General features: G+C 73.8%; 10 protein-coding genes. 4 read left to right on the plus strand and 6 right to left on the minus strand.

Going from position 1 to position 12,725, the window contains the following annotated elements:
* Positions 1–4: 4 nt before the first annotated feature.
* Together O2W17_RS11715 and betT are read left to right on the plus strand one after the other, a co-directional pair.
* Complete coding sequence (locus tag O2W17_RS11715) at positions 5–1,528, plus strand: phospholipase D-like domain-containing protein (protein WP_269192611.1); 1,524 nt, start codon at positions 5–7, stop codon at positions 1,526–1,528.
* Positions 1,529–1,585: 57 nt separating this feature from the next.
* A complete protein-coding gene (gene betT / locus O2W17_RS11720) occupies positions 1,586–3,565 on the plus strand; it encodes a choline BCCT transporter BetT (RefSeq protein WP_269192612.1) in 1,980 nt (659 codons plus the stop codon).
* Positions 3,566–3,574: 9 nt separating this feature from the next.
* Here the strand turns inward: betT and phaZ are convergent, their stop codons facing one another.
* From phaZ to O2W17_RS11745, 5 genes are all read right to left on the minus strand, one after another.
* The gene (gene phaZ / locus O2W17_RS11725; protein ID WP_269192613.1) at positions 3,575–4,399 is read right to left on the minus strand and encodes a poly(3-hydroxyalkanoate) depolymerase; all 825 of its coding nucleotides are present in this window, start codon (positions 4,397–4,399) and stop codon (positions 3,575–3,577) included.
* On the minus strand, positions 4,383–6,146 hold the full coding sequence (locus O2W17_RS11730) for a PHA/PHB synthase family protein (RefSeq protein ID WP_269192614.1): 1,764 nt from the start codon (positions 6,144–6,146) through the stop codon (positions 4,383–4,385). The genes phaZ and O2W17_RS11730 overlap by 17 nt, the downstream gene beginning before the upstream one ends.
* A gap of 108 nt (positions 6,147–6,254) precedes the next feature.
* On the minus strand, positions 6,255–7,346 hold the full coding sequence (locus O2W17_RS11735; RefSeq protein ID WP_269192615.1) for a lysylphosphatidylglycerol synthase transmembrane domain-containing protein: 1,092 nt from the start codon (positions 7,344–7,346) through the stop codon (positions 6,255–6,257).
* On the minus strand, positions 7,343–7,930 hold the full coding sequence (locus O2W17_RS11740) for a hypothetical protein (RefSeq protein WP_269192616.1): 588 nt from the start codon (positions 7,928–7,930) through the stop codon (positions 7,343–7,345). Before O2W17_RS11740 ends, O2W17_RS11735 begins: the two co-directional genes overlap by 4 nt.
* Positions 7,927–9,642, minus strand: coding sequence for a phosphatase PAP2 family protein (locus O2W17_RS11745; protein ID WP_269192617.1), 1,716 nt, complete (start codon positions 9,640–9,642; stop codon positions 7,927–7,929). Before O2W17_RS11745 ends, O2W17_RS11740 begins: the two co-directional genes overlap by 4 nt.
* Before the next feature lie 133 nt (positions 9,643–9,775).
* Here O2W17_RS11745 and O2W17_RS11750 point away from each other — a divergent pair, with 133 nt between their 5' ends.
* The gene (locus O2W17_RS11750) at positions 9,776–10,675 is read left to right on the plus strand and encodes an ABC transporter substrate-binding protein (protein ID WP_269192618.1); all 900 of its coding nucleotides are present in this window, start codon (positions 9,776–9,778) and stop codon (positions 10,673–10,675) included.
* A gap of 24 nt (positions 10,676–10,699) precedes the next feature.
* Here O2W17_RS11750 and O2W17_RS11755 read toward each other — a convergent pair whose 3' ends face one another.
* Positions 10,700–11,881: an acyl-CoA dehydrogenase family protein gene (locus O2W17_RS11755; RefSeq protein WP_269192619.1), complete on the minus strand. Its 1,182-nt coding sequence runs from the start codon at positions 11,879–11,881 to the stop codon at positions 10,700–10,702.
* Positions 11,882–12,003: 122 nt separating this feature from the next.
* On the opposite strand from O2W17_RS11755, the gene O2W17_RS11760 reads away from it, so the two are divergent.
* On the plus strand, positions 12,004–12,711 hold the full coding sequence (locus O2W17_RS11760) for a hemerythrin domain-containing protein (RefSeq protein WP_269192620.1): 708 nt from the start codon (positions 12,004–12,006) through the stop codon (positions 12,709–12,711).
* Positions 12,712–12,725: the final 14 nt, after the last annotated feature.

Below are 12,725 nucleotides of genomic sequence, written 5' to 3' on the forward strand. Positions count from 1 at the left end.
GCAGGTGGCTGACGCCGGGACCGCGGCACCGGAGGACGGCGGCCGGACGATCCCGCGCGTCGAGCCCGGCTCGGTCCTGGTGCCCGGCGAGACGTGCTGGCGGATCGAGCGGGCGGACCGCTACGCGGTGTTCGTCGATGCCGCCGACTACTTCGCCGTCCTCAAGCAGGCGGTGCTGCGCGCCGAACGGCGGGTGCTGTTCATCGGCTGGGACTTCGAGCCCCGGATCCGGCTCGACCCCCGCGCGCCCGGGCGGGCGCGGGACGACCGGCTCGGCCGGGTGCTCGAGATGGCCGTGCGGGCCAACCCCGGGCTGGAGATCGGCATCCTGCAGTGGGGGATGGGGATGGTGGAGTCGCTGCGGCGCGGGGTGCTCCCGGTCCCGCTGCTCCGTCGCCGGACGCACGAGCGGCTCCGGTTCGCCGTCGATCACCGCCACCCGCTGGGCGCCGCGCACCACCAGAAGATCGTCGTGATCGACGACTGCCTCGCCTTCGCCGGTGGCATCGACGTCACGGCCGACCGGTGGGACACCTCCGACCACGCCGACTGGCACCGGCACCGGCACCGGCCCACCTCGCGGCGGGCGACCGGCCCCTGGCACGACGTGACGAGTCTGGTCTCCGGCCCCGCCGCGCAGGCCCTCGGTGAGCTGGCGCGCGAGCGGTGGGAGAGCGGCACCGGCCGGCGGCTGGACCCGGTCGAGGAAGCCGAGCCGTGCTGGCCCGGTGAGGTGGAGCCGCTGCTGACCGACGTCGACGTCGCCATCTCGCGCACCCGGCCGCGCCACGGCGGCAAGGACCTGGTGCACGAGATCGAGCTGCTGTGGCTGGCCGCGATCGCGACGGCCCGGGACGCCGTCTACATCGAGGCCCAGTACTTCGCCAACCGCCGGATCGCGGAGGCGATCGCCGAGCGGCTGGGGGAGGAGGCCGGCCCCGAGTTCGTCCTCGTGACCCCGGAGTCGGCGGAGGGCTGGCTGGAGGAGAAGGCCATGGGCACCGCCCGGGCCCGGCTGCTCGCGCTGGTCCGGGAGGCCGACGTCCACGACCGGTTCCGCATGTACGTGCCGGTGACCGAGGCCGGCCGGCCGGTGTACGTGCACGCGAAGGTGCTGGTGGTCGACGACCGGCTGCTGCGGATCGGCAGCTCGAACCTGAACAACCGGTCGATGGGGCTGGACACCGAGTGCGACCTCACCATCGAGGCGCAGCCGGACGACCCGCGCCGTGCGGAGCTGACGGCCGCCGTCGTCGGCATGCGGGACCGCCTGCTCGGCGAGCACCTCGGGGTCGAGCCGGCGGCGGTGACCACCGCGATCCAGGCGACCGGCGGGTCGCTCGTGCGCGCGGTCGAGCGCCTGCGCACCCCGGCCGGCCGGTCGCTGCGGCCGTTCGAGCCACCGGCCCAGCACGTGGTCGACCGCGCCCTGGCCGCGACCGAGCTGCTCGACGCCGAACGCACGCCGAACCGCTGGAGCCGCGTCCGGCGGGCCTTCTCGCCGGGACCCGGGGCCCCCGTGCGGTGAGCCACCCGGTCCGGGGCCATCCTGCCGAGCCCGGCCGGGTGTGCCACCATCCGCCCGGTGGACGGTGACGAGGCAAGTGGTGGGCAGGGCGGCGGGCTGAAGCGACGCGTCTTCTACGGATCGGTCGCCGGCGTCCTCGTCGTCGCGGTCTGGGCGATGCTCAGCCCGGCCTCCGCCAGCGGCACGATCGGCTCGCTGGTGGGCTGGACCTCCGAGTGGTTCGGCTGGTTCTACATCGCCTTCGCCTCGGCCGTGCTCGTCTTCGTGCTCGCCATCGCGTTCTCGCGGTACGGGCGGGTCAAGCTCGGCCCGGAGCACTCCAGCCCGCAGTACAGCACCTTCGCCTGGGCGTCGATGCTGTTCGCCGCCGGCATCGGTACCGACCTGATGTTCTTCGCCGTCGCCGAGCCGGTCACCCAGTACCTCGCCCCGCCGGTCGGGGAGGGCGAGACGGTCGACGCGGCCCGCGAGGCCACGGTCTGGACGCTGTTCCACTACGGTCTCAACGGCTGGGGCATGTACGCGCTGATGGGGATGGCGCTGGCCTACTTCGCCTACCGCATGAACATGCCGCTGGCGATCCGCTCCGTGCTCTACCCGATCTTCGGCAAGCGGGTGCACGGCGGGCTCGGCGACGCCGTGGACATCGCGGCCGTGCTGGGCACGATCTTCGGCGTCGCCACCTCGCTGGGCATCGGCGTCGTGCAGCTGAACTACGGGTTGTCGGTCCTCTTCGGCATCCCCGAGGGCCGGGCCGCGCAGATCGGGCTGATCGCGCTCGCCGTGACCGTGGCGACGGTCTCCGCCGTGAGCGGCGTGGACCGGGGGATCAAGCGGCTCTCGCAGCTGAACGTCCTGCTCGCGCTGGGGCTGGCCGGCTTCGTCCTCGTCACCGGCAACACCGCGTTCCTGCTCAACGGGCTGGTGCAGAACGTCGGCGACTTCGTCAGCACCTTCCCCGGCCGGACTATGGACACCTTCGCCTACGACCGGCCGGACGAGTGGCTGAACGGCTGGACGCTGTTCTTCTGGGCGTGGTGGATCGCCTGGGCCTCGTTCGTCGGCCTCTTCCTGGCCCGCATCTCCCGCGGCCGCACCATCCGCCAGTTCGTCGCCGGCACGCTGCTGCTCCCGTTCAGCTACATCCTCATGTGGGTGTCGATCTTCGGGAACAGCGCGATCGACCGGATCCGGCAGGGGGACGCCGCGTTCGGGGAGACGGCGATGAACACCCCCGAGCGGGGCTTCTACACGCTGCTGGCCGAGTACCCGGCCTTCCCGGTGATCGCCTCGATCGCGACCTTCGTCGGCCTGCTGTTCTACGTCACCTCCGCCGACTCCGGCGCCCTGGTGATGGCGAACCTGTCCTCCCGGCTGGCGCGGCCGCAGGACGACGCCGCCGGCGGGGTCCGGATCGTCTGGGCGGTCGCCACCGGCGTCCTCACCGCGGCGATGCTCGTGGTCGGCGGTGTGCCGGCGCTGCAGAACGCGACGATCATCATGGGGCTGCCGTTCGGCTTCGTCATGCTGATGGTCATGGTCGGGCTGTACCGGGCCCTGCGGAACGAGGCCGACCGGGCCACCGTCCGGCACGGGGTCGGGCCCACCCGCCGCCCCGCCGCCCGGCGCCGGGACCGGTTGCGCCGCCGCCGTAAGCCGGTGACCAGCGGCCGGGAGCGTGCCTCGCAGTACCTCACCGAGACCGCGCTGCCGGCCCTGAACGAGGCGGCGGCCGAGCTGCGGGCGCGTGACCTCGTGTCCGAGACGCGCTGGGTCGTGGACGACGCCGGCAACCGGTCCGTGGAGCTGGCGGCCGAGGTGGACGGCGGCGCCCCCTTCCGCTACCGGATCCAGACCGGCCAGCCGGCCCGCCGCCCGGTCGATGCGGCGGACTCCCGGCTCGACGTGCGCCTGGAGCCGGGGCACGGGGCGCCCGCCGCGGGCTACGACGTCATGAACTACACGCACGCCCAGCTGATCGACGACGTCCTGGACAAGTACGAGGAGCACCTCGCAGCCCGGCCGCGCATGGTCTGACCCGCCGGGTCAGGCGTCGAGGAACCGCTCGATCACCGGGGCCAGCTCGTCGGCCTCGGTGACCAGCGCGATGTGCCCGCCGGCGTAGACGTGCAGCTGGGCGTCCGGGATGAGCCGGGCCATCAACCGTGCGTTCACCACCGGGATGATCGGGTCGTCGTCGCCGGCGACGACGAGGGTGGGCTGCCGGATCAGCCGCAGGAACGGCAGGCTGCTCCAGCCGGCGCTCGCCGCGAGCTGGTAGTAGTAGCCGCGCCGGGGGCCCACCCGCGTGTACGTGTGCAGCACGGCCGCGGCCCGCTCGGGCTCTGTTCGCATGCTTCCGCCGTAGATCAGGCCGGCGACCTCACGGGCGTACTCGGGATCGCGGTGCCGGCGAGGCGTGAGCATCCGGCGCAGCACCTGCGGCCTCGCCGGCACCATCAGCGTGCCCGTCGCCGTGCCGGCGAGAACCAGTCGCCGGCACCTTCGCCAGTGCTGCACGGCGAACTGCTGGGCCAGCGCGCCACCCCATGACAGGCCAAGGACGTCGACCGGCCGGGTGTGGCCCAGCCGGTCGAGCAGCCCGGCCACGACCGGGGCCAGCGTGGCCAGCGTGTACGGGACCACCGGCCGCGGCGACCCGCCCACGCCCGGCACATCGAAGCGGATGACGGTCCGGCGGGAGCCGAGGGCGTCGACGAACGGCTGGAGCACCTCCAGGCTCGCGCCGATGCCGTTCATCAGCAGCAGCGGGGGGAGCTCGTCGTCGGTGCCCGGCCGGACGGCGACCCGCAGCGTGCGGCCGCCGACGGTCAGGCTCCGGACGACCTCCGGTCTACTTGTCGAAGACATAGGTCCCCGGGGCCTCGGCCAGAACCTCCAGGCCGTTCCCGCCGAGCTCACGGGGTGCCGGGACCTCTTCGCCGGAGCGCTCCCCGAGCCAGGACATGAAGTCCGGCCACCAGGAGCCCTTGACCGTCTCGGCCTGCTGCAGCCAGCGGTCGGGGTCCGCCGGGGTGGACCCGGCCACCCGGAACGTCGACTTCGGGTTCCCGGGCGGGTTCACCAGCGAGGCGATGTGCCCGTTCGTGGACAGGACGAATCGGCTCTCGCCACCCAACAACTGGGTGGAGCGGTAGCAGGACTGCCACGGGCAGATGTGGTCGGCGATCCCCGCGGTGATGTAGGAGTCGACCGCCACCTTGGACAGGTCGACCGGCGTCCCGAGCATCGTCGCCGTCCCCGGCTCGGTCAGCGAGTTGCCGACCGCGACGCCGATGAAGTCCCGGTGCAGCGCAGCGGCCATCCTGGTCGTGTCCGCGTTCCAGAAGAGGATGTCGAAGTTCGGCGGCGGCTTGCCCTGCAGGTAGTTGTTCACCCAGTAGTTCCACACCAGGTCGTTGGGCCGCAACCAGGCGAACACCTCGGCCAGCTGGGCCCCGTCCAGGTAGCCCTTCTTGCGGGACTTCTCCGTGGCGGCCTGCACGGCCTCCTCGTCCATCAACGCGGAGATGGTGCCGGCGCGCGCCCAGTCGAGCACGGTGACGGCGTAGCTGGCGGCGGCCACGCGGTCCTGGCGGCCGATCGCGGCGAGGTGGGCCAGCACCATCGCGGTGATGATGCCTCCGGAGCAGAACGACTGGACGGCGACCCGCTCGTTCCCGGTCACCCGCTCGACGGCGTCCATCGCGTCGAGCACGGCCTGCCCGTAGGTGTCCATGCCCCACTCGGCATGCCGCTCGTCGGGGTTGCGCCACGAGATCATGAAGACCTGCTGGCCGCTGGACACGTAGTGCTCGACGATGCTGCGCCCCGGCGCCATGTCGGCGACGTAGAACTTGTTGATCGTCGGGGGGACCATCAGCAGCGGCAGGCTCCGGACGGTCTCCGTCGTCGGCCGGTACTGGATCAGCTCGAAGACATCGCTGCGGAAGACGACGGCGCCCGGCGTGGCCGCCAGGTCCTCGCCGACGGTGAAGGCGTCGGGCTCCACCATGGTCGGCACTCGCGGCGGGTTGGCGAGGTCGCGGATCAGCCGCCGCAGGCCCTTGAGGGCGCTGGCCCCGCCGGTGTCGATGACCGCCTTGAGCGACACCGGGTTCAGTCCGGGCACGTTGCTGGGCGCCAAGGCGTCGACCAGGTTGGTCGCGGTGAAGCGGATCCGCTCGTCGTCCTGCCAGTCGAGGTCGGCGTCCTCGATCAGCTCCCAGGCCACCCGCGCGGTGACGAGGTGCGCCTGCACCGCACGCTTGAGCAGTGGGTTGCCGCTCCAGGCGGGGTCGGCGAAGCGCTTGTCCTTCGGGCCTGGCGCGAGCTCGGAGCGGCCGGCCACGACCTTGCCGAGCTCGCGGACCAGCTCGCCGCCACGGCGGGCCACCTTGTCGGGCTTGCGGGCCAGCGCACCCCCGAAGCGCAGTGCGGTGCCGGCCGGCGGCACGAGCCGTCGCAGGGGTCCGCGGGCCGCGTCGACCAGCAGCATGTCCAGGCCCATCACTGCCTCGGCCGCCTGCTCGGGAGTCCCGGCGACGGGGGCGGTGTCGGGGCTCCCGGGTGGGACAGCGGAGGCGGTACGGGCTGGTTCGGTCGCGGGCTGGGCCATCGGGGAACTCCTTCGACGCTGCCCCGGGGATACGACGGCGCCATCCCCCGGGACGCGGTTGTGACCTGTCCCACTGAACCACAGGCCGCCCCGCCCGGCTGGGTGGTGTCACGCCGCCTCCGGCACCAGCTCGGTCCTCGGCGCGGCGTTGGCCTCGCGCCGCCAGGACCGGTTGTGCCGCCAGAACAGGTAGCTGCCCAGACCGACGGGGATCGGCAGGACGTAGCTCAGCGCCCGGAACACCAGCACCGCCGCGGCCACGAGCGCCCGCGGCCCGCCGGCCGCCGCGAGGCCGGTGATCAGCGCGAGCTCGACCACGCCCAGGCCGCCGGGCGTGAGCGGGACGGCGGTGAGCAGCCGGGCGAAGGCGAAGACGGCCAGGGCCTCGGCCGTGCCCACCTGGTCGGCGCCCACGCCGACGGAGCGCAGCGACAGCAGCAGCAGGAGGAACAGCGACAGGTGGCTGACCAGGGTGGCCAGGGTGATCCAGTGCCACCGGGCTCGCAGCAGCAGGACGGTGCGGTCGCGGAACTTCGTCGTCGCCCGGTCCCAGCCGGTGACCGCGGGACGGCGGAACGGGGGACGTGCGGCCGTGGCCGCGCGGGCCGCCGCCCGGCCCACCGCCGCGGCCGTGGCGGGGCTGCGCAGCACGGTCCAGAGCAGGGCGGCCGCCGCACCCAGCCCGAGGAGCCCGGCCACCCCCGCGGCCAGCCGGCCGGCCGACGGCGGCGCGGTGAAGGCCAGCAGCGCGAGCGCCAGCACCGGCAGGCCCAGCTTGGCCAGGGTGTTCCACAGCCCGGCGACCAGCAGGGCGACCGACGTGCGGGACCGGGAGAAGCCCCACGACGAGTTCATGGCGTACGTGAGGCCGACCGCGACGGCCGCCCCGCCGAGCACGGTGTTGGACACGGCCGTCGCGGCCTCGGTCGCCACCGTGGCCTGCCGCAGGGTCATGCCGGGCGTCGTCGCCACCACGAGGAACTGGTAGGTGATCAGGTTCCAGACCGCCGCCAGCAGCAGCGCCGACGTCTCCAGCCACGTCATGTCGACGACCGCCGCCCACACCTGCGAGAGGCTGGTGAACTGCGGCAGGAACCAGACGAACACGGCGGCGACGAGGGCCACCGACAGCACCGGACCGACGAAGCGGTACCGGCGCGGGCGGCGTCCGCCCGCGCCGGGACCCGCGCCGGTGCTCACCGGCCACCGCCGGCGGGGGGATCGAGCTCGAGCTCGCCGTCCGTCTGCTCCCGGACGGCGGCCCGCACCTGCTCCCGCGGTACCGCGCCGACCGCCTGCGTGGCCACCCCCAGGGGTTCGGCGCGGTTCTCGCCGGACAGCCGGAAGAGCACGCTCACGCAGCCGCCCTCGAAGAGGTAGTGCCGGGTGCCGATGTACGTCGGGGTCACCTGCGTCACCCGCTCCCACCGGCGCATCCCCTCCCGTTCGCTGGGGATCTCGGTGGCGGAGGTCGTGTCGCACGCGGGGGTCAGGAGGATCTCGAGGGCGTGCACGCCGTCGCGGTCGGAGTCGAGCCAGAAGCGGGCGGAGCTCTCGGTCGCCTCCAGTCCGGCGAGGTCCCAGCCCAGGGGCATGACCTCCAGGCAGGGCACCCAGGTCGCGCTCGGCACCGACTGGGCCATGAGGACGACGCCGTTGGCCGGGTGGTCGTCGTCGTTCCGGCAGGCGAGCGTCTCCTCGCCGAGCACCACCGGCTGGACGCACCCGGTCAGCAGCGCCACCGTGCCCAGGGCGAGCGCCGCACGGCGCCGGCGCCCCCTCACAGCGGGGACCCCAGCAGGCCCAGCGACACGTACACGGCGATCCCGGCCGCGGCCAGCGTGACCACGGTCAGGCCGCCCCGCCGCCACGTCCAGCGCTGGATGTGGACCGGTGGGAGCCGGAAGGGGAGCAGGGCGAGGAACTCGTCCTGCAGGTGGCGGCCCTGCCGGCGCAGCATCCGCCGCAGCTGCGACGGCATCGTCAGCCCGCGGGTGGCGGCGAACGCCTCGGCGATCTCCTCGTCGGAGAAGTGCAGCCGGGCCCGCCGGTACACCCGCTCGGCGTCGGTGCGCAGCGCCAGGACCAGCATCATGTTGGCCAGGTCCACCGCCTGCCGCCACGGGCTCGGGCGCACCTCGGCGAAGGCCGAGTCGATGAGGTAGAGCGTGCCGTCGCGGACCAGCAGGTTGGCCGGCTTGATGTCACGGTGTGCCATGCCGATCTCCCACAGGCGGCGCACGGCCGCGAGCCCCTGGTCGATGACCGCGTCGTCGATCTCGGCGTCGCCGGCCTCCTTGGCGCCGGCGAGGAACTCGGTGACGAGCAGGTACTCCCGCTCCGGCGTGATCTCGACGATGCCCAGCGGCTGGGGGACCGGCAGCCCGCCGTCGCAGAGCACCCGCAGCACGTAGTCCTCGTACTGCACCAGCCGGCGGACGGAGTAGAACGGCTTCTCGTCCTCCAGCCGGCCGTACAGCAGGGTCCGGCCGAGCTTGTACCAGCGGTCCGAGCGGACGTGGGTGGCGGCGTACAGCTTGCCGAAGACCCAGCTCTCGCCGTCCCCGTGGGCGCTGTCGGCCTTGACGGTGATGCGCAGCGGCGTGGAGCCGCCGGACCCGGCCAGGCCGAAGTGCGAGACGTCGGTGACCACCAGCCCCAGCTGGTCCTGCAGGGCCCGCACGATGGCCGCCCCGCGCTCGCCGGAGACGTCGAGGTGTGCCGGCCGGGCCCTGGTGTACCGCACCGGGTGCACCGAGTTCGGCGTCAGCAGGCGGAAGGCGGCCAGCGGCGTCGCGACGCCGAGCACGATCCCCGCCAGCACGCCGGTGGGGTGGTCCTGCGCCAGGTACAGCCGCGAGGCGGCGGTGACCACCAGCAGCCCGCAGACCACCCACTTGCCGATCGTCCGCGGCCGGCCGGGCGGCACCAGCGAGTACAGCGTGCTGACCAGCAGGGCGGCGAGCACGGTCACCGGCAGCGACGGCATGGCGAAGCCCGACCAGTCGCCCAGGACCTCGACCTCGAAGGGGCGTGGGCGCTGGAGGGTGGTGGTCATCGCGGTGCCGACGTTGATCACCAGCAGGCCGACGCCCAGCCACACCAGGAGGTGCCGCCAGCGGCGGAACACCGCCAGCAGCACCAGGTCGGTCAGCCAGATCGCGTGCAGCACACCGGCCGCGGCCAGCATGCCGGCCGCATCGGCGACCGCGGTCAGGCCGGGGGAGCGGAGGCCGGCGATCGCCTGGAGCACCCGGGTGTCGGCGACGTCGACGTACCGGATGGTGCCGGTGGCGACGACGGCGACGCAGGCCAACAGCACCACCCCGCTGAGCGCGAGCCACCACTTGCCCGACGCCCGCAGCTGGCGGGGGAGCGGCGGGGGCTCGCCGGAGGGACGGCGGCGGCGCCGGACGCGGGCGATCGGGGGCGGTGCGGGTCGCGCGACCGGACCCGCCGCCCGTCGTTCCGGGAGCGCCTGCGGCAGCGACGCCATGCCGGCAGATGGTGCTCCTCCGCGGGCGCCGGGACCATCCCTTTCCGCCTCGTGCGGGGCTACGGTGACCGCCTCCGCGCCGGGCACGACGTCGGCGGGGGAGCGCGGCCCGGAGCGGCGGGAGGTGGGTGCCGTGGGCGCTGGCCGGGTGGTCGTCGCGGTGCTGCTGGCGCTGGGCCTGCTCGCCGGCTGCGACGTCGGCTCACCGGCACCGCCCGCCCGCAGCGACGTGATCCGGTTCGCCTCCTACGACTTCGCCGAGAACCAGATCCTCGCGGAGGTCTACGCCGAGGGGGTGCGCCGGCAGGGCCTCCCGGTGTCGGTGCAGCACGGCATCGGCACCCGCGAGGTGGTGTCCCCGGCCCTGCAGCAGGGCGTCGTCGACGTCGTGCTGGACTACCTCGGCACGGCGCTCGCCTTCGCCCGCCCGCAGTTCCCGCAGCTCCCGACGGCGCCGGACCGGATGCACGCGGTCCTGAGCCGCACGATGGGCGGGCGGGGCGTCGACGTCCTCACCCCCGCGGCCGCCGAGGACCAGAACGGCTTCGTCGTCACCAGGCAGTTCGCCGCCACCCACGACGTGCACCGGTTGTCCGACCTGGCGCCGTTGGCCGGGGACCTCGTCTTCGGCGGGCCGCCGGAGTGCCCTGACCGGCCGTTCTGCCTGCGCGGCCTCGAGGAGGTCTACGGCCTGCGGTTCGGGGCGGTGGCCGGCATGCCGTCCCGCGCGGCCACCCTCGAGGCGCTCCTGGCGGGGCAGATCCAGGTGGGCATGCTCGAGACCACCGACGCGCGGCTGGCGGTCGCCCCGGTGGTGCTGCTGGCCGACGACCGTGCGCTGCAGCCGCGGGAGAACGTCGTGCCGATGGTGCGGGCGGAGGTGCTCGACCGGTGGGGCGAGCCGCTGCGGGAGGGCCTGGACGGCACGAGCGAGCGGCTGACCACGGCCGACCTCGTCGAGCTCAACCGCGCGGTCGAGCTGCAGGGGCGCACCCCGGCCGAGGCCGCCCGCGCCTGGTGGGACCGCCAGTAGCTGTCGTGCCTGCCGTGCCTGCCGTCAGACGATGGCGCTGGCCCCGGTCACGGCCCGGCCGACGATGAGCGTGTTCACCTCGCGGGTGCCCTCGTAGGAGTAGATGGCCTCGGCGTCGGCGACGTAGCGGCCCACGTGGTTCTCCAGCAGGATCCCGTTGCCGCCCATGAGCTCGCGCGCCCACCCGACGGTCTCGCGCATCCGCATGGTGCAGAAGGCCTTGGCCAGGGACGCCTGCTCGTCGGTCATCCGCCCGGCCCCCTGCAGCTGCGACAGGCGGGCGCACATCGCCACCGAGGAGGTGATGTTGCCGAGCATCCGCACCAGCAGGTCCTGCACGAGCTGGAACTCCACGATGGGCTGGCCGAACTGCTCCCGGCCCATGGCGTAGCGCAGCGCGTGCTCGTAGGCGCCGCGGGAGCAGCCGACGGCCGACCACGCGACGCCGGCGCGGGTCATCCGCAGCACGTCGGCGGTCGCGCGGAAGCTGTGCGCCTCCTGCAGCCGGTTCTCCTCGGGCACCCGCACGCCCTCGAGGGTGATGTGCGCGTTCTGCACCACCCGGAGCGCGATCTTGTCCTGGAGGTCGACGGTGGTGAAGCCCGGCGTCCCCTGCTCGACGACGAAGCCGAGCACCCGCTCGGTGTCGACGTCGCGGGCCCAGATGATGGTCAGGTCGGCGAAGCTGGCGTTGCCGATCCACTTCTTCTCGCCGTCGAGCACCCAGGAATCGCCGTCCCGCCGGCACGTCGTCTGCAGCCCGCGGGCGACGTCGGAACCGTGCTCGGGCTCGGTCAGCCCGAAGGCGCCGATCAGCTCCATGCGGGCCATGGCCGGCAGCCAGCGCTCCTTCTGCTCCTCCGAGCCGCAGAGGTAGATCGACCCCATGGCCAGGCCGCCGTGGACGCCCATGAACGTGGAGATCGAGGGGTCGCCCTTGGACAGCTCCATGGAGATCATGCCGTCGAGCAGCGGCGAGCGGCCCCGGCAGCCGTACCCCTGGATCGAGGTGCCGGCGATGCCCAGCTCGGCCATGGCCGGGATGAGGTGCCGCGGGAACTCCGCCCGCGTCCAGTACTCGTTGATGATCGGCTCGACCTGCTCGTCCATGAACGTGCGGACGCGGTACAGCAGCGCCCGGTCCTCCTCGTCCAGGAGGGCCTCGAGGTCGTAGAAGTCGGACGTGATCGTCGACCGGTCGCTCATGTCGGGCTGCCTCCAGGCGCTGTGGACTGTGGCCCCCACCTACCCGGGCGCCCCGGGCGCAACCAGGCATGCGCCGACGCGCGTCCGGGCAGACAGGGCCCGAACCGACCAGGAGGTGTCCCGTGCCCCGATCCATCGCCGACCAGACCGTCGAGGAGCTGGGTGGCCGCGGCAGCGTGCTCGTCCGCCAGCGCCGCGACCACATGCAGCTCGACCGCATGCTGCACGAGCTCGTCGCCGCCACCGGCGCCGACCAGGAGGAGGTGCTGCAGCGCATCGACCGGCTGGTGTTCAGCCACGCCTTCGCCGAGGAGACGGTGCTGTGGCCGGTCATCCGCCGGGTCCTGCCCGACGGCGACACCCTCACCCGGCAGGTCGAGGAGGAGCACCAGGAGGTCAACGAGCTGGTCAGCGCGCTGGAGCGGGACGGGCTCGACCACCCCGAGCGGCCGGCCCGGCTGGCCCGCCTCGTGGAGGTGCTGCGGGAGGACGTCCGCGACGAGGAGGACGTGCTCCTCCCACGGCTGCAGGAGCGGCTCGACCCCGGGGAGCTGCGGGCGCTGGGCCGCCGCTGGGCGGTCGTGGCGCGGCTCTCGCCCACCCGGCCGCACCCCACCGTCTCCCGTCGCCCGCCGGGCAACGCGCTGTCCGCGCTGCCGCTGTCGCTGATCGACCGCACCCGCGACGCCGTCGACGCCGGGGTGCGCCGGGTGCCGGACCGGTTCGTCCCGGCCGGGCGTGCGGTGAGCACGGGCTTGGCCGCCGTCGCCGGCGTGGTGGAGCGGGTGCCGCTCGCCCGCCGGGGCGACGGGCCGCCGACCAGCCGCTGATCGGCCGGGAACGC

The organism is Blastococcus sp. VKM Ac-2987 (assembly GCF_026967805.1).
In the GTDB taxonomy this organism is placed as follows: Bacteria; Actinomycetota; Actinomycetes; order Mycobacteriales; family Geodermatophilaceae; genus Blastococcus.

Excerpts from the sequence above, each read along its gene's own strand:
- phaZ (WP_269192613.1), bottom strand. The coding sequence starts at position 4,399 with ATGTCTTCGACAAGTAGACCGGAGGTCGTCCGGAGCCTGACCGTCGGC.
- O2W17_RS11745 (WP_269192617.1), bottom strand. The coding sequence starts at position 9,642 with ATGGCGTCGCTGCCGCAGGCGCTCCCGGAACGACGGGCGGCGGGTCCG.
- O2W17_RS11755 (WP_269192619.1), bottom strand. The coding sequence starts at position 11,881 with ATGAGCGACCGGTCGACGATCACGTCCGACTTCTACGACCTCGAGGCC.
- O2W17_RS11730 (WP_269192614.1), bottom strand. The coding sequence starts at position 6,146 with ATGGCCCAGCCCGCGACCGAACCAGCCCGTACCGCCTCCGCTGTCCCA.